Raw genomic sequence first — 16,347 nt, forward strand, 5'->3', positions numbered from 1 at the left:
ACACCAAAGACCACCCCCAAGCCAGCGCGCACGACCCCCAAGCCGATCCGCACGACACCGCAAGCAGAGGTGTGCGTTCCAGATCCCACGTGGTCTGCCCGACAGGAGCGAAACCGAATCGCTCGCGAAGCGCAGACGCACAACTACAACGTCGAGATCAACATGGCGATCAACAGGGGAGATATGGACGAGGCCACTAGGTTGCAGGACGAGTTCAGTGCACTGCAGCAGAGTTGGGCCGAGGATGACGCACTGGATCCACAACCGAAGTGTTGACGTGGCGTGGTACCGCCCGGGACACGAGGCGTGTTCAGTGTTGACCTCGGCGATGCACACGTAGGCCAGACACTGCACGTCGGCCGTCCCACCACTCGAGGTGATAGGACGGCCGACGTCACGATGTGGCTGATGCTGGTCAGCGCAGCGCTGCAAGCGCCTCGTTGAAGGTCGACGACGGGCGCATCACGGCCGTGGTCTTCTCGGCGTCCGGGCGGTAGTAGCCGCCGATGTCGGCCGGCGAGCCCTGGACGGCGAGCAGCTCGTCGTTGATCTTCTGCTCGTCGCGCGTGAGCGACTCCGCGACGCCGGAGAACGCGGACGCGAGCTCGGCGTCGTCGGTCTGCTTGGCGAGCTCCTGCGCCCAGTAGAGGGTGAGGTAGAAGTGGCTGCCGCGGTTGTCGATCTGGCCGACCTTGCGCGCCGGGCCCTTGTTCTCCTGGAGGAGGGTCTCGGTGGCGCGGTCGAGGGTCTCGGCGAGGACGCGGGCCTTGGCGTTGTCGGTCGAGTCCGCGAGGTGGCGGAACGACTCGGCGAGGGCCATGAACTCGCCCAGGCTGTCCCAGCGCAGGTAGTTCTCCTGGACGAGCTGCTGGACGTGCTTGGGCGCGGAGCCACCGGCGCCGGTCTCGAAGAGGCCGCCACCGTTCATGAGCGGCACGACGGAGAGCATCTTGGCGGAGGTGCCGAGCTCGAGGATGGGGAAGAGGTCGGTGTTGTAGTCGCGCAGGACGTTGCCGGTGACCGAGATGGTGTCCTCGCCGCGGCGGATGCGCTCGATGGAGACCTTCGTCGCCTCGACCGGGGACTTGATCGAGATGTCGAGACCGTCGGTGTCCTCGTCCGCGAGGTAGGTCGTGACCTTGGCGATGAGGTTGGCGTCGTGGGCGCGGTTTTCGTCGAGCCAGAAGATCGCGGGCGTCTGCGAGGCGCGGGCCCGGGTCACGGCGAGCTTGACCCAGTCGCGGATCGGGGCGTCCTTGGTCTGGCACGCGCGCCAGATGTCACCGGCGTTGACCTCGTGCTCGAGGAGGATGTCACCGGCGGCGTTGACGACCTGCACGCGGCCGGCCTCGGCGAGCTCGAAGGTCTTGTCGTGCGAGCCGTACTCCTCGGCCTTCTGCGCCATGAGCCCGACGTTGGGGACCGAGCCCATCGTCGTCGGGTCGAAGGCGCCGTGGGCGCGGCAGTCGTCGATGACGGCCTGGTAGACCCCGGCGTAGGAGCTGTCGGGGACGACGGCCAGCGTGTCGGCCTCCTCGCCGTCCGGGCCCCACATGTGGCCCGACGTGCGGATCATCGCCGGCATCGACGCGTCGATGATGACGTCGCTCGGGACGTGCAGGTTGGTGATGCCCTTGTCGGAGTTGACCATGGCCAGCTCGGGACCGGCGGCGAGACCGGCCTCGATGTCGGCCTTGATCTCGTCACCGTTGTCGAGCGAGGAGAGGCCGTCGAGGATGGCACCGAGACCGTTGTTGGGGGAGAGGCCGGCGGCCTCGAGGGCGGCGCCGTGCTTCTCGAAGACCTCGGGCAGGAACGCGCGCACGACGTGGCCGAAGATGATCGGGTCCGAGACCTTCATCATCGTCGCCTTGAGGTGGACGCTGAAGAGGACGCCGTCGGCCTTCGCCTTGGCCACCTGCTCCTTGAGGAAGGCGTCGAGCGCGGCGGCCCGCATGACGGTGGCGTCGACGACCTCACCCTCGAGGACCTTGAGGCCGTCCTTGAGCACGGTCGTGCCCGAGTCGGTGACGAGCTGGATCGTCAGGGTGTCGGCCTGGTCGAGGACGACCGACTTCTCGTTGCTCGCGAAGTCGTCGTGACCCATCGTCGCGACGTTGGTCTTGCTGTCGGCGCTCCAGGCACCCATCGAGTGCGGGTGCGCCTTGGCGTAGTTCTTCACCGAGGCGGGGGCGCGGCGGTCGGAGTTGCCCTCGCGCAGGACCGGGTTGACGGCGCTGCCCTTGACCGAGTCGTAGCGGGCCTTGGCGTCGCGCTCGGCGTCGGTCGTCGGCTCGTCGACGTAGGCCGGGAGGTCGAAGCCCTGACCCTGGAGCTCCTTGATCGCGGCTTTGAGCTGCGGCACAGAGGCGCTGATGTTGGGCAGCTTGATGATGTTGGCCTCGGGCGTCTTGGCCAGGTCACCGAGCTCGGCGAGCGCGTCCGCGGTCTTCTGGTCGTCGGGCAGCCGGTCCGCGAAGGCGGCCAGGATGCGCGCCGCGACGGAGATGTCGCGCGTCTCGACGTCGACGCCGGCGGTGGAGGCGAAGGCCTCGATCACCGGGAGGAAGGAGTAGGTCGCGAGGAGAGGTGCCTCGTCGGTGAGGGTGTAGATGATCTTGGCCATGGGCCGAAATCTACCGAACGCCCGATCAGGCCCTGTACGCCGTCCGCGCACCATCGACTGATTGCGACTCATTGCGACTTCGCAGAGTCACTCGCTGCGCTCGCGACTCTGCGAAGTCGCAATGAGTCGATCGTCGATCTCAGACAGTGGCGCGGGGGGCGTCGGGGTCGACGCCGTCGGGGACGACGACGTCCTCGGCCCGGACCTGGCCGGTGATGTCGCGGTCGCGGCGGTCGACGCCGGTGATGAGGTGGAAGGTCGCGCCGGCGATGGCGGCGCCGATGACCGGCGCGAGCCAGAACAGCCACAGCTGCCCCGGGGCGCCGTTGCCGTTGAAGAACGCGACCGCCGTCGAGCGGGCCGGGTTGACCGAGGTGTTGGAGATCGGGATGGAGATGAGGTGGATGAGCGTGAGGCACAGGCCGATCGCGAGCGGGGCGAAGCCGGTCGGGGCGCTTTCGCGGGTGACGCCGAGGATGACGTAGACGAAGAACATCGTCAGCAGCACCTCGGCGCACAGGACGGCGAACATCGAGTAGCCGCCGGGGGAGTGCTCGGCGAAGCCGTTGGCCGCGAGGTTGCCGGTGGGGACGAAGCCGTCGCGCCCGCGGGCGATGGCCCACAGCGCGCCGCCGGCGGCGAGGCCACCGAGGACCTGCGCGACGACGTAGCCGGGTACGTCCTTCCACTCGAAGCGCTTGGCGATGGTGATGCCGATCGTCACGGCCGGGTTGAAGTGCGCTCCGGAGACGTGCCCCACGGCATACGCCATCGTCACGACCGTGAGACCGAAGGCGAGCGCGACGCCGAGGAAGCCGATCCCGAGGTGCGTCGGGGCGCCCGAGCCGAGCGTGGGCGTCGAGAGGAAGCCGGCGGCGAAGATCGCCGAGCCACACCCACCGAAGACGAGCCAGAACGTGCCGACGAACTCCGCGAGCAGGCGCTTCGACATCTCAGGGATCAGCATGGCGCCCATTGTGGCCCAAACGGCGGGGCGGGAGGGTGATGCGGCGGAGGCACCGCACCGTGTCGGTCCGAGGGCTCCCCGGTAGGTTGGCGGCGTGAAGATCTCCGTGGTGGGCCTGGGTTATGTCGGCCTCTCCAACGCCGTCGTCCTCGCCCAGCACCACGACGTCGTCGCGGTCGACCTCAACCCGGCGCGTGTCGACCAGGTCAACCGGCGCGAGTCGCCGCTCGTCGACCCCGAGCTCGAGGACTACCTGGCGCACCGCGAGCTGTCGCTCACCGCGACGACCTCGGCCGACGAGGCGCTGCCCGGGTCGGACTACGTCATCGTCGCGACCCCCACCGACTACGATCCGGACCGCGATTTCTTCGACACGTCGTCGGTCGAGTCGGTCATCGCGTCGGTGGCCGCGCTCGCGCCGGACGCCACCGTCGTCGTGAAGTCCACGGTGCCGGTGGGGTTCACGGAACGGATGCGGACGGCATACGCCGGTCTCGACGTCGTCTTCTCGCCCGAGTTCCTGCGTGAGGGACGCGCGCTGCACGACAACCTGCACCCGAGCCGGGTCGTCATCGGTGGGTCCAGCGACGCGGCACGACGCTTCGGCGAGATGCTCGTCGAGGGCGCGCTCGACGAGGACGTCCCCGTCCTGCAGACGGAGCCGACCGAGGCCGAGGCGATCAAGCTCTTCGCCAACACGTTCCTCGCGATGCGGGTCGCCTACTTCAATGAGCTCGACACGTATGCCGTGTCGCACGGTCTCGACACCCGCGCGATCATCGACGGGGTCGGGCTGGACCCGCGGATCGGTTCGCACTACAACAACCCGTCCTTCGGCTACGGCGGCTACTGCCTGCCCAAGGACACGCGCCAGCTGCTCGCGAACTACGACCAGGTGCCGCAGAACCTCATCCGGGCGATCGTCGACTCCAACACGACGCGCAAGGACTTCATCGCCGCCGACATCCTGCGGCGCAAGCCGCAGGTCGTCGGGATGTACCGCCTCATCATGAAGGCCGGCTCGGACAACTTCAGGGTGTCGAGCATCCAGGGGATCATGAAGCGGATCAAGGCCAAGGGCATCGAGGTCGTGCTCTACGAGCCGGCGCTCGAGGACGACCGCTTCTACAACTCCGAGGTGATCCGCGACCTCGAGGAGTTCAAGTCACGCTCGGACGTCATCGTGGCCAATCGGCTGAGCGAGAACCTCGACGACGTGGCTGACAAGGTCTACACCCGCGACCTCTTCGGCCGGGACTGACGGGCCCGCGCAACCTACGCGCTCACGCGTGCCGCTGAGGTCCTGCCGCAGCCGAGGCGCTCCGAAGTGCTGTCGCCAAGGAGTTCCGTTGCCACCACAGATACCCAGCCCAGGCCAGACCTGCAGGCAGCCACACCCATGGCTGCAGGGTGCCGCTCGAGGCGACGAGGAACAGCACGATGACGACGAGCTCCGCCGCTGACTCGCGGTACCGGTTCAGACCCAGGTGTCGCTGCGTGACTAGCTCCAGAAGGAGTGTGCGAACGATGACGACCACCGTCAGTGAGAGCACCAGCCCCAGTGGGCTCTGGAGCACGCTGACGGCGACCCATGACAGAGCTGCGGCAAGCAGCAGGCATGCGACATTTACAACCGTCAGGACACGTTCGCGGCGCAGAGCCTGAAGAAAGGGGATCGCGAAGAGCCTCGTTCTGCTCTCGAACACCACGAGGGGCATGAGTGCCGCGATGTACGCGGGGAGGTCCCTGAAGTCGGGCAGCCACTGACTAACGAATACGGCCATGGGGAGGTAGCAGATGAGAGCGAGGACGAGTACTGGTGCAACCCGGTTCAGCCCTGTCGAGTAGATGGAGCGGTAGGAGTTCGGGTCGCGTCGTCGAATACTCGGAAGAATCAGGAGACTGATGGGCGTCAGCACGGTGAGCAAGGTGTTCTGCAGAGAGAAGGCGAGCGAGATCTCTCCGAAGACCGCCACCCCGAACCCTCGCTCGGCCGCGAAACGGGAGACTCCCGTCACGAGAACAGTCGCCAGGGCTGCGAGGTTGACGTAGAGGCCGCCGCGCAGTGACTCCAGGATCTCGCGTCGATCTCGCGACCATGGCTCTGGCCGGACGGCGACGACGGACCAAGTCCGATGAAGGGTATAGACCAGTCCGACGACGCGCCCGGCGACATCCGTCCACAGAAGCAGTTCGAAGCTTCGGTGGTCGGTCACCAGCACACCCCCGGCAAGGGTCACGTGGACCAATCGCTCGATGACCGTCGACCGCGCGTATAGAGCGACGACGTTGGCTGCTTGGTACACGAAGGTGATGAGTGACCGGACCAGGTAGAACCACGTCGACAGGCACGCGAGCATGATGACCAAGGCTGTGGCCGGGTCCTTGACGGCGAGGGTGGCAAAGGTCGCGATCCCCCCGAGTGCGATCGTGGCCAGGACTGCGAGTGCCCGGAGGTGGCCCGACACCATGCGTCCGGGAATCTCGGTCAAACGGATGCCGCTCAGCCGCAGGAAGAGGCCGTCTGCGAGCCCGAAGCTGAGGTAGCCGAGGTAGGTGGCGTAGAACAAGTACAGCTGATAGTGACCGTAGTCCTCGCGTGAGATGAACTTCGGCAGAACCAGCATGAGGCCGGCGAGCAGCGCGCTGGCGCCGATGGTGCCCCCGAGCATGTGCAGCGCGTTTCGAGCAAACTGTCCCGGAAGAGGTAGCCTCATCAGCTCTGACGGGCCCGTCCGGCACCCGCAGCCCGATCGAACAACGTGATCAGGCCGGCGCGAAGGGTGGTGCTGTCGAACCGGGTACCGGCAAGGGGCGACTCTCCCTCGATCCGATGATACGCAGCTCCGGTGACCCGCTCGATGACGTCTGCCCACTCTGCCTGCGGCGCGTCGAGGGGTAGGAATGTTACGGTCCCAGTCGCGTCGCACTCACGTGAGACCCGGTCCGAGACCACGGACGGCAAGGACGCAGCTTGAGCCTCGAGAATCGCGTAGGGAAGGCCTTCGAAGAGGGAAGGCAGAACCGCCACGTCGGCTGCCTGCAACAGGTCTGGCACATCGGACCGACGACCCAAGAATTGGATCCGCTCGGCCAATCCGGCTGAACGGGCGAGAGCTTCGGTCGCGGACCGAAGCTCGCCATCCCCGACGAGCAGCGCATGCACATCCACGCCGCGGTCCGAGAGCTCGCTCACCACGTCGATGACCAGTCGGTGGTTCTTCTCCGGTCCGAAGCGAGCCACGTGAGCGATCACGGTTGCCGACGGCGGGACTCCCAGCTCTTTACGCATGGCCGTGCGGCGAGCGGAGTCGTGGACGAAGGGAGCCAGGCTGAAGGCATTCGGGATGACCTCGAAAGAGGAGCTTCCGTAGAACCAGCGGCCGGCTTCCGCGGAGCACGCAAAGCGAAGGTTGGCGTGGATGCGGAGGAGCCGCTGGTTGACGGGGTGCAGCCAGCCGGCCACGAACGTCCCCATGTTCCGGGTGGAGTGGCTGTGGACGATGCGGACAGGCACGCCGCGCCGGTGAGCGTTCACTGTGGGGGCCAGGGTGTTCAGCACGCTCTGGTGGCTCCAGACCACGTCGAAGGCGGTCGTGCGGAAGAGTCGGCGCACGTCGGCGTAGTGGCGCACAGGATGCCGTCCGCGCGCGGCCACGTGGACGACTCGCCCGCCGGACGAGAGGATCTCTTCCTCGTACGCGATTTTCGCGCGGTCGGCAAGGAACCAGCACTCGTAGTCGTCGAGCAGCGCGCGGAAGGCGCCGAGGATAAAGGACTCCTTCCCGCCAGGGTTCTCTGTCATCCCGACGAAGAGGAGCCTCGGCCTGCGCCCGTTGAGGGCCTCAACAGTGGGGTGGGGATCAGGGATGGGCTGCACGCCGTCGCCTTGTCTGTCGAAGATGTTGTCGGTCGCTCGGACTGGCCGCTCGTACCACATAGACGGTCGCCGCCAAGAGAGGGAGCGCCACCAGGCTGGGGATGGACAGCGGGTCCACCAAGGGCTGGACGTAGCTGCCCCTAGGAACGAAAAGCGCACCTTTAAGGAGCATGAGAGTCGCGAAGGTCGCTAGGAACCCGCCGGCGAGCGTCCGAGTGGCACGTGTGAGGAGAATCCCGTAGACCGCTGATCCCACGAAGATGCCGATGGCTCCGAAGTCGACCAGGAGCTCGGCGATGTAGCTCGACCCGTAACCCACGCCCCGGACGTAGTCGTAAGGGGCGATGAGGTAGCTGATCGTGTGTGCGTACTGGTGTCCCTCGATGGCCCGTTCCGCACTCTGGCCCTGCAGCCTGGGTGCTTGGGATCCCGTCGCCAGGGCGATGGCTTTCTGGGCTGACTCGATCATGGGCCCGAAGGAGTACCACCGACCCTCTGGGACGACTGAAGAGTACTCATAGCCCGAGGCGACGACCCGGACGCTCACTCCCTGAGAGCGCAGGAAGTCCAGAACGGGTGCGAGGTATCCACTAGCCGATGCCGTGAGCCGCCCGCGCTGTGAACCCACCGCATTCATCACAGCCAGGGCGAACGGCATGAGTGCGAGCATGCCCACCACGCGCCAGCGCGTGAACCACCTTTCGTCATAGGTGAGCTGGCGGTGGTACAGATACATGGTTACGAGGCCGACGCTGAGAATGAACTCTGACCGGACCAGGGTGATGAGGCTGAAGGCTCCGACGAGTACGTAGGCGCCACAGGACACGAGTGCGCCTCGCTTCGACGGACGCGCTGCCAGATAGGCGAAGAACGAGATGTGGAAGAGGGCCTCCGCCACGCGAAGGTAGCCCGGGGCAGCGGCCGCGGTGAGGCGTCCTTCGAAGAACCCCAAGCTCGAGATGATTCGTGCGGCGGACCACATGGTGTACAGCTGAAGGGGAATGGTGAGGACGAAGAGGAATGCTGCTGCCTTGCGGATGGCCGGCATCGTCGGGGAGTCGGACGGGGTCGAGGATGGCGCCGGGGCGCCGGTCACGAACCATCCGAGGAGGAGTCCGGAGAGACCCAGGAACAGTGCCGTGTTCGTCTGGACCAGCGCCTCTTCACTCGCGATGTCTGTACCGAGCACTCCGCCCGCGTTCGGTGGCGTGCCAAAGGTGGCGTTGATCGCCTGTCGGCTGATCAGAAAGAGGACGAAGCAGACGACGAACGCCAGCAGGGGAAAGGCGCGCCGGCGGTCGAGCCAGGCCACGAAGCCCACCACCGTTGCGAGGAGCAGGGTCGCATAGGTCGTCAGGACGGCTGACTCTGTCCAAATGCCCGCGCCGAGAAGGACAAGGGATGCCGCAACGCCCCAGACAGTCGAGAGCGTGGTCCCAACCGGACCGGCTCCTACCTGCACAACGCCCTCAGCTCAGACGCGAACGCTCTGTAGAGCAGGTCGCCGTCAGCCGTGTGGGCCCACCTGCCCCGTGCTTCCTCGCGGTGCAGTTCGTACTCGCGAGGCGACGCGTCAAGGATCCTTGTCTCCAGGCGCTCGGCCAGTTGTGCAGCACCGGCGTCGGCTGGAAGTAGCCAGTCAGTTAGGTCTGGTCCCAGCAGTTCGGCGGTTCCACCGACATCCGTCGCGATGGGAGGGACACCGCAAGCCATTGCCTCCATGACCGACACCGGTACCCCTTCGCTCGTGGACATGTTGACGAAGGCCGTTGGTCGCAGCTCCTGGTAGACCTTGAAAATGCGACGGTTCGGGACATAGCCGAGGAAACTCACATGCTCGGCATTTTCGTAGCGGCTGCGCAGCGAGGAGGCATAGCCTGAGGCGCCGGAACCCACGTGTGTCCACCTCACGTCATGACCCCGGTCACGAAGCAGTTGCACGGCTTCCCCGACCAGGTCAAGTCGCTTCAGGGGGCGGATCATCGAGCATGTGACGATGGTGGCGGGCTTCTGACGACCCGCCACCGCCCCGTTCGGAGGGGGCGTCCCAAGCCGTCTGGTGGAGACCTTCGTGGCTGCGTGCGGATACGTGGTGGTGAGATACCTCGTCGCGGCGTCAGAGACAGGGTGGACGCTGGTCACCTCTTCCAAGAGGGCACGCCGCTGTGGCAGGTACTTCACGGGGGATGCGTGGACATTCACGTCGTAACCGTGAGCCCGCGAGACCAGCGGGCTCTGCCATCCACGTCGAGCTCGCAGATCAGCGGCGACCCGGGCGCACAGGTAGAACCAGTACGCGTAGATGACATCGGGTTGCCTTGAGGAGAAGTGCTCACCCAAGGCTTCGTCGATGGCACGAGTCACGGCCTCGGACCTGCCCAAGAAGTAGGTCTCGTATGCCAGATGGAGCGGGTTCGAGGTCTCTCGGAGGCCGAGACTCAAGCGGCGCGTGCCTCGAGCCACCAGGCTCGGCAACGACCGTCGGTGATCGGGTAGAGGCGCCCTGATCACGGTGACGTTGGAAGGGACCTCGCGAGGTGCCTCAGTGGACGTCTGCATGCACGGAACAACGACGATTTCGTCGAACTCCGATGCAAGGTGGCGAAGCTCGAGCTCGAGATACTCCTCTCCGGTACCGAAGGGGAAACGGTTGGTCAGCAGCAGAAGACTGCGAGGGCTAGCCATTGCGGTGCAACCCCTGTTGCGACTGAACGCGCAGCAGGGTCTTCGCAAGTATGGACACGTCGAGTCGGAATGATCGAGAGTCGACGTACCTGGCGTCGTTCGTGAACCGCTCGGAGATCTCCGCGGAGTTGCGGTTGAGGACCTGGTCGAGGCCGGTGATCCCAGGACGTACCTCGAATCGTCGCAGCGCCGTGTCGTCGTAACGGTTCTGATTCCCGGTCGGGCTCGGTCGAGGACCGACGAAGCTCATCTCACCTCGGAGGACGTTGACGATCTGCGGCAGCTCGTCCAGCGAGGTCTTGCGAAGGAACGCGCCGAATGCCGTCACGCGTGCGTCGCTCGGAGAGTTGTAGGTGCTCCCATCGGCATTTCGAATGTCCGGAGCGCCGACGCTCATGCTGCGGAACTTCCACATCGTGAACTCGGCCATGTCCTTGCCGAGTCGGGTGGACTTGTAGAGGGCGGGTCCGCCGTCTCGTCGGATGACGGGGACGGCGACGGCCGCCACCAGCCCCAGCACAGGTAGGCCCACGAGGGCCAAGGAGATGTCCACGGCCCTTTTTCCGTGCCGGTGGTAGAACGTCATCGTTGCCTCCTGCGGCGGGCGATGTCGACGAGAGCCTGCCGAACGTCGTAGGACGGGTGGTAACCCAGACGGTCCTTGGCCAGGCTGATGTCGAGCTCGGTGCCGCCTTCGCCGCCGCATGCGGTGTCCATCCGATTGACGTGGGTGTCCGCCCCGAAGGCCGCGGCTGCGGCTTCGGCGAACTCGCCAAGTGACACGGGGGAACCCGAACCGATGTTGAGTACGCCTGTGACGTCTGGACGGGCGAGCGCAGAGCAGAAGGCGTCGCTGACATCAGCGACATAGACCAGGTCGCGACGGCGATCCGAATCGCCCGTCACCGTGATCGGGAGACCCGCCTCGGCCTGGCGGATGAAGGCATTGACCGCGTAGTCGTTCTCTTCGTCCGCGGCGAAGACGTGGCCGAGCCGGAGCGAGAGCGTGCTCAGTCTCCCTTCGCCCAGGAGGCGGGTGACCTGTTCTTCGACGTGCTTGCTGAGCCCGTACGCGGTCGCCGGCCGAACGGAGTCGTCTTCGCTCCACGGGCCGGTTCCGGAGTACACCGCGATCGAGCTCGCCCCGAGAAACCGGCTCGCACCCACGGCGACCGCGGCCTCGACCAGGTTCTGCGTCGTCGCAAGACCGGGGAACCACGGATCCAACCGCGAGCTGGGCTCGCGCCGCCAGGCCAGATGGATCACAGCCTCGACGCCGGACAGGATGTCGACCAAATGGGGCATCGTGTAATTCGTCTCCACGACACCCTGCCGCCCGCCCTGGGGGCGTCCCAGAACCAGCACCTCGTGCCCGGTATGCCGTAGGCCGGCCACAACCTCCCGACCTACGACACCGGATCCTCCGCTGACGGCGATCTTCATGCGGTTCGCGGTGCGATGAGGTAGCCGATCTTCTCGTAACGCCCGTTGATCGTGCGAACGGTCTCGCCCGGCGCGTAGTAGGGCGTAACGCGGGAATCGTCATACTCCGCGACGGAGCCCGGGACCTGACACGTGAAGTCGATGTCCCATGTTCCCTGGCTTCGTGCCGAGATGTCGCTCGGTGGGGTGCCGTCGATGAGGTGCGACCAGGTCAGATCGAGAAGATCCACACCGTAGGACGCCCGGACAAGCTTCCACAGGTGACAGCCGTCGAGCCGTGGGGAGATCTCAATCAACTTGGCCCCGTGTCGGGTGACCTTGGCCTGCGCGTAGACCGGACCGTCGGTGATCCCCAGCAGCGTCGCTGCCTCGTTCACCATCGTCGCCACATCGGAGGCAGCCTGCTCCCCGATCGCGGAAGCGGGCATGGTGTGCCCGCTCACGAGACCGATGTGCTCCGGCCACACGTGCCGGTCACTCACCGCGTTGAAGACCGGGCGCCCGGCCACCAGATAGCTGTTGACCGAGACCTCCGGCCCCTCCAGCCATTCCTCGACGATTGCCGTCTGGGTCCTCGAAGCCTCCTGCGCTCTCACGAGCGCGGCCCCGAGGTCATTGTCGTCGACACGGGTGATGCCTCGCTGGCCCTGCGAGTCAGCGGGCTTGACGATCACGGAACCCGCGACAGAGGGCTGGGGGTCATTCGGGCCGACGCGGGCGTACCACGGATTCCCTCGGAACGCGCTCTCGGCCAGCATCGCTCGCATCAATGTCTTGTTGTTGCACGCCGTTGCCACGGCCTCGCCCACGAGATGCGGGAGGCCGAAGGTCTCGCCGACCCATCCCACGACGGGCATGGCAACATCCGAGCCCACCGAGTACACGACGTCGATCTGTTGGGATGTCAGATAGTCAACCAAGCGGTCGCGATCCGTGAAGGAGAAGTCCGCCCGCGCGTCTGCGAGAGCCGAGGCGGGGCCGGGGTCAGCAGCGCAGACATGCACCGACTCTCCACGGCGCTGCGCTGCGGCGACGGCATCAGCCTGAACGGCCGCGGCGCCCAATACGAGTACGCGTTTCATGAACGGCTCATCTCCTCGAGCAGCATGAGCCCGACCCGGTCGATGTCCTCGTCGGTGAGAAGCGTGTGGAGCGGCAGGGTGATCTCGCGTTCGAAGGCTGCGACTGCGTGCGGAGTGCTGACCGGCGACCAACCGAGATTGCGGTATGCCGTCATCAGTGTCAGGGGCTTGTAGTGGACATTCGTTGCGACGCCCCTGTCGGCCAACCTAAGGATGATTCCGTCGCGCCGTTCCTGGTTCGGCTCGGGGAGAAAGGCCATGGCCAGGTGGGCCGAGGACACTCCCTCGGAGAAGTGGTCCATCAACCGAAGGTCAGTCGACGCGAACATCTCGGCGTAGCGCCGCAGCATGTCGCGTCGTCGATGCAGCATGTCAGATAGCCGGCCGAGCTGTGAGACGCCCAGCGCCGCTTGGACGTCGGTCATGTTGGCCTTCTGCGCGAGATCGAGGATGTCGTAGTCCCACGACCCGCCCTTGCTCTTCGACAGCGCATCCTTGGTCTGTCCGTGGAGGCTGTCGCGACGCACTGTCCGGTACAGGTCGTCCGACTCGAATCCCATGTCCTCAGCGCGGCGCCACGTAATGGCGCCACCCTCGGCCGTGGCCAAGTTCTTCACGGCGTGGAAGGAGTAGCACGTGAAGTCGGCCAAGGAGCCAACCGGTTGCCCGTCAGGCCCGATGGCACCCACCGAGTGCGCTGCATCCGCGACCACCGCAATCCGGCCCAAGGCTTCCTGTGCTTCGCCGGCTGGACGGAAGTCGCTCCGTCGGGCTTCGACGGCCTCGAAGATGGGCCGGTAAGGGGCAGGGATACCCGCGAGGTCGACGGCGATAACCGCCTTGGTCCTTGAGGTGATCGCCCCAACGACCTGTTCGGCAGTCAGGTGGGGGGTGGGTCCCGGGGTATCCACGAGCACGGCTCGGGCGCCGACGTGATGGACCACGCTCGCCGACGCGGTGTACGTGTAGGCCGGGACGATGACCTCGTCGCCCGGTCCGACACCGAGGACACGGAGTGCGGCGGCCATGGCGGCTGTGGCGGAAGCCATGGCCACGCAGTCCGACGTACCCGACAGCTGGGCCAACTCGATCTCGAACTCCCGAGTGCGCGGCCCGGTGGTGATCCATCCGGAGCGCAGGACGTCCGCGACCGCGTCGATGTCCTCTTCGCGGATGTCCGGCGGAGAGAAGGCGATAGGTTTCAACTTTGGCATCCATTCAAGAACGATGGTCTGGGGCACCTTCTACTGGAGTGGTTTACGGTCCCGACTGGCGCGACGAATCTGCCATGACGTCTGAATCTGCATCGGTGCCGGCTCCGCTCTCGCGAGCCATCCAACGCAGTGTTTCCAGGGGAAGCTGGGTGGGCGCCTTCAGCAGCTCGTCAGCCGAGATAGCGGGGACGGCCACGTGGCTCACCAGCGGGTGAGGAGATCGCTGAAGCTGCTCGCCGTCGGCGAACAATTCCTCGCTCATCTTTTCGCCACCGCGCAAGCCGGTGTACACGATCTCGACATCCTGCCTGCCGGAAAGCTCGATCAGAGTCTTCGCAACCTCGAGAATCTTGACCGGTTCGCCCATCTCCAGGACCATAACCTCACCGTCGCGGCCGATGGCGGCGGCCTGCAGAACCAACTGACACGCTTCAGGAATGAGCATGAAGTAGCGCTCCACGTCAGGATGCGTCACGGTCACCGGGCCACCCTGTTCGATCTGGGCTGTGAACGCCGCGATGACCGAGCCTCGCGACCCTAAGACGTTGCCGAAGCGAACGCTCACATAGACGCCTTGGTCGAAGGACGCAAAGCCTGCGGTGAGTCGCTCGGCGATGCGCTTGCTGTAACCCAGCACGGACCGGGGGTTCGCCGCCTTGTCGGTGGAGATGTTGACGAAGATCTGCACGCCGGCGTCGTGCGCGGCGGCGAGGACGTTGCGCGTTCCGAGGACGTTGGTCTGCCATGCTTCCAGTGGGAACAGCTCGAGAAGGGTGAGGTGCTTCAGAGCCGCTGCATGGAACACGACCTCCGGTTGCTCCTCCTCGAAGATGCGGCTGAGAGCCTCTCGGTCACGGATGTCGCACAGAGCGAGCGTGCCGTCATCGAGAAGGGCCCTGCCCGTCAGGCTCATCTGTGTGCTGTGGAGGGCAGACTCGTCGCGATCTAGCAGGATCATCTTGGCGGGCCCGAACTTGGCGATCTGTCGCGCCAACTCGGATCCGATCGAGCCGCCTGCTCCGGTGACCAGGACGCGTTTGCCTGTGATCGACTGTGAGATCGAGGCAGCATCCATCGTGATGCGTTGGCGTCCCAGAAGATCCTCCAGGTTGAGCTGACGAAGGTCAGCACCGCGTGGGGGTCCCAGCAGACGTGACGCGGGGGGGAGCACCAGGAGCTCGAGACCCAGCTCCCGTGCGAGATCACGGATCTCCCGCATCCGATCCGCGGGGAGTGATGGCATTGCGACCGCGAGCGTTGTCGCCTTGGTGCGACCGACGAGGTCCGCAATCTTGTCGGACCCACCGGTGACCCGAAGACCCTCCAACGGCATTCGTTTCTTGCGCGGATCGTCATCGACGACGGCGACAGGCACGAATTTGCCGTCGGACGTGACGTCGCGGGACAGGGCTCGAAGGAGTTGGCGACCCCCTTCACCTGCGCCGTAGACGATGACGGGGACGTCGCCCTCGCCGAGGTCTGGAACGCCCCAGCGATAGGAACGCACGATGAATCGAAGCGCGAACATGCCGACGAGGGCAATGACTGGCGCGACCAGGGGGAGACTGCGGGGAACGGTGAAAAGGTCGCTGAAGACTCGAAGCGAGACGAGTAGGCCTCCCACGATCAACACGCTCGCCGCCACTTGGGCGGTCTCCTCGAACGAACCACGACGATGGTCGAACCACAGGATGTCCAGCGCCAGACTGATCAGCACTTGCGCGGCCGTTGCAAGCAGGGCGAAGACGACCACTGGCTGCTGAATTGCCAGGTCGGCGTCGAGGTCGAAACGGAGCCAAGCGGCCGTGATGGTGGCGGCGAGGACAATGAAGCCGTCGACGACGGCCCATCCCAACTGAGCAGCGACTTCTCGGCGAATGAGGGAGGACGGCGCGTGCACAGCGGTGCCTTCGTGAGTCGGTGGGGGCCTGAGAGTCGGGCGTGGGGAGCATGGCCCCCCGGATGACCCCGATCAGACTAGTTGATGTCGGTGGTGTCCTAAGACACAGGTCCTACGCGATCCTTCGAGGCCTAGTTCTGGCTGGCCGCGTCTCCTTGGGCGGTCGGGACGGCCCACCCCTTGGGCCGCCGTCGGCTCACGAGGTGGTTTGCGTGTGCCTGGAATGCCAGCGGAACGCCATGCCTGGTCCTCACGGCGGGACCGCAGGGGAGCAGGCGCTGGTCGCGGCCTAGTGCATGGGGGTCGTCAGATCTCGCCGCGCGCTTTTCCCTGTGTCCCGTTAAGTTGAAGAGGCTGAGTCGTATCGCCCCGTGATCCACGGGCTCCTCTGTTGGGAACCGAGAGAAGAAGGTCGGTCTCATGTCGCGTGCACGTTCAATTCGCCAGACGGTTGGAGCGGTCATCGCTTGCGGACTCGTAGCCAGCGTATGGGGGAGCCAGCCTGCCAATGCTGAACCCACAGTCTTCGTGTACAAGCGTGTTGTTGTCC

Annotated in this window: 12 protein-coding genes; 1 reads left to right on the top strand and 11 read right to left on the bottom strand. The window is 65.7% G+C overall.

Annotated features, from left to right (window positions below; translation table 11 throughout):
• Positions 1-415 precede the first annotated feature (415 nt).
• Both ACSQ11_RS10015 and aqpZ read right to left on the bottom strand, forming a co-directional pair.
• Positions 416-2,626, bottom strand: coding sequence for an NADP-dependent isocitrate dehydrogenase (locus ACSQ11_RS10015; protein WP_436004987.1), 2,211 nt, complete (start codon positions 2,624-2,626; stop codon positions 416-418).
• A 139-nt stretch (positions 2,627-2,765) separates the two neighbouring features.
• Positions 2,766-3,602, bottom strand: a complete 837-nt coding sequence (gene aqpZ / locus ACSQ11_RS10020; protein ID WP_436004988.1) for an aquaporin Z — start codon at positions 3,600-3,602, stop codon at positions 2,766-2,768.
• 85 nt (positions 3,603-3,687) lie between these two features.
• On the opposite strand from aqpZ, the gene ACSQ11_RS10025 reads away from it, so the two are divergent.
• Entirely contained in the window at positions 3,688-4,854 is a 1,167-nt protein-coding gene (locus tag ACSQ11_RS10025) for a nucleotide sugar dehydrogenase (protein ID WP_436004989.1), read from the top strand.
• Between the two features lie 22 nt (positions 4,855-4,876).
• On the opposite strand, the gene ACSQ11_RS10030 is transcribed toward ACSQ11_RS10025, so the two are convergent.
• The 9 genes from ACSQ11_RS10030 to ACSQ11_RS10070 all read right to left on the bottom strand — a co-directional run bounded on the left by ACSQ11_RS10030 (position 4,877) and on the right by ACSQ11_RS10070 (position 15,752).
• Complete coding sequence (locus ACSQ11_RS10030) at positions 4,877-6,265, bottom strand: hypothetical protein (protein WP_436004990.1); 1,389 nt, start codon at positions 6,263-6,265, stop codon at positions 4,877-4,879.
• Positions 6,266-6,309: 44 nt separating this feature from the next.
• On the bottom strand, positions 6,310-7,398 hold the full coding sequence (locus ACSQ11_RS10035) for a glycosyltransferase (protein WP_436004991.1): 1,089 nt from the start codon (positions 7,396-7,398) through the stop codon (positions 6,310-6,312).
• 58 nt (positions 7,399-7,456) lie between these two features.
• Positions 7,457-8,935, bottom strand: coding sequence for an O-antigen polysaccharide polymerase Wzy family protein (locus ACSQ11_RS10040; RefSeq protein WP_436004992.1), 1,479 nt, complete (start codon positions 8,933-8,935; stop codon positions 7,457-7,459).
• On the bottom strand, positions 8,926-9,915 hold the full coding sequence (locus tag ACSQ11_RS10045; RefSeq protein ID WP_436004993.1) for a glycosyltransferase: 990 nt from the start codon (positions 9,913-9,915) through the stop codon (positions 8,926-8,928). The genes ACSQ11_RS10040 and ACSQ11_RS10045 overlap by 10 nt, the downstream gene beginning before the upstream one ends.
• A gap of 235 nt (positions 9,916-10,150) precedes the next feature.
• On the bottom strand, positions 10,151-10,744 hold the full coding sequence (locus ACSQ11_RS10050; RefSeq protein WP_436004994.1) for a sugar transferase: 594 nt from the start codon (positions 10,742-10,744) through the stop codon (positions 10,151-10,153).
• The gene (locus ACSQ11_RS10055) at positions 10,741-11,601 is read right to left on the bottom strand and encodes an NAD-dependent epimerase/dehydratase family protein (RefSeq protein ID WP_436004995.1); all 861 of its coding nucleotides are present in this window, start codon (positions 11,599-11,601) and stop codon (positions 10,741-10,743) included. The genes ACSQ11_RS10050 and ACSQ11_RS10055 overlap by 4 nt, the downstream gene beginning before the upstream one ends.
• Entirely contained in the window at positions 11,598-12,683 is a 1,086-nt protein-coding gene (locus tag ACSQ11_RS10060; RefSeq protein WP_436004996.1) for an ATP-grasp domain-containing protein, read from the bottom strand. The genes ACSQ11_RS10055 and ACSQ11_RS10060 overlap by 4 nt, the downstream gene beginning before the upstream one ends.
• The gene (locus ACSQ11_RS10065) at positions 12,680-13,924 is read right to left on the bottom strand and encodes a DegT/DnrJ/EryC1/StrS family aminotransferase (RefSeq protein WP_436004997.1); all 1,245 of its coding nucleotides are present in this window, start codon (positions 13,922-13,924) and stop codon (positions 12,680-12,682) included. The genes ACSQ11_RS10060 and ACSQ11_RS10065 overlap by 4 nt, the downstream gene beginning before the upstream one ends.
• Positions 13,925-13,940: 16 nt before the next feature.
• Positions 13,941-15,752, bottom strand: coding sequence for a polysaccharide biosynthesis protein (locus ACSQ11_RS10070; protein WP_436004998.1), 1,812 nt, complete (start codon positions 15,750-15,752; stop codon positions 13,941-13,943).
• Positions 15,753-16,347: the final 595 nt, after the last annotated feature.

The sequence above is a fragment of the Knoellia sp. LjRoot47 genome (assembly GCF_964253435.1).
Classification (GTDB): Bacteria; Actinomycetota; Actinomycetes; order Actinomycetales; family Dermatophilaceae; genus Knoellia.

Excerpts from the sequence above, each read along its gene's own strand:
- ACSQ11_RS10055 (WP_436004995.1), bottom strand. The coding sequence starts at position 11,601 with ATGAAGATCGCCGTCAGCGGAGGATCCGGTGTCGTAGGTCGGGAGGTT.
- ACSQ11_RS10050 (WP_436004994.1), bottom strand. The coding sequence starts at position 10,744 with ATGACGTTCTACCACCGGCACGGAAAAAGGGCCGTGGACATCTCCTTG.
- ACSQ11_RS10015 (WP_436004987.1), bottom strand. The coding sequence starts at position 2,626 with ATGGCCAAGATCATCTACACCCTCACCGACGAGGCACCTCTCCTCGCG.
- ACSQ11_RS10030 (WP_436004990.1), bottom strand. The coding sequence starts at position 6,265 with ATGCTCGGGGGCACCATCGGCGCCAGCGCGCTGCTCGCCGGCCTCATG.
- aqpZ (WP_436004988.1), bottom strand. The coding sequence starts at position 3,602 with ATGGGCGCCATGCTGATCCCTGAGATGTCGAAGCGCCTGCTCGCGGAG.
- ACSQ11_RS10060 (WP_436004996.1), bottom strand. The coding sequence starts at position 12,683 with ATGAAACGCGTACTCGTATTGGGCGCCGCGGCCGTTCAGGCTGATGCC.
- ACSQ11_RS10035 (WP_436004991.1), bottom strand. The coding sequence starts at position 7,398 with ATGACAGAGAACCCTGGCGGGAAGGAGTCCTTTATCCTCGGCGCCTTC.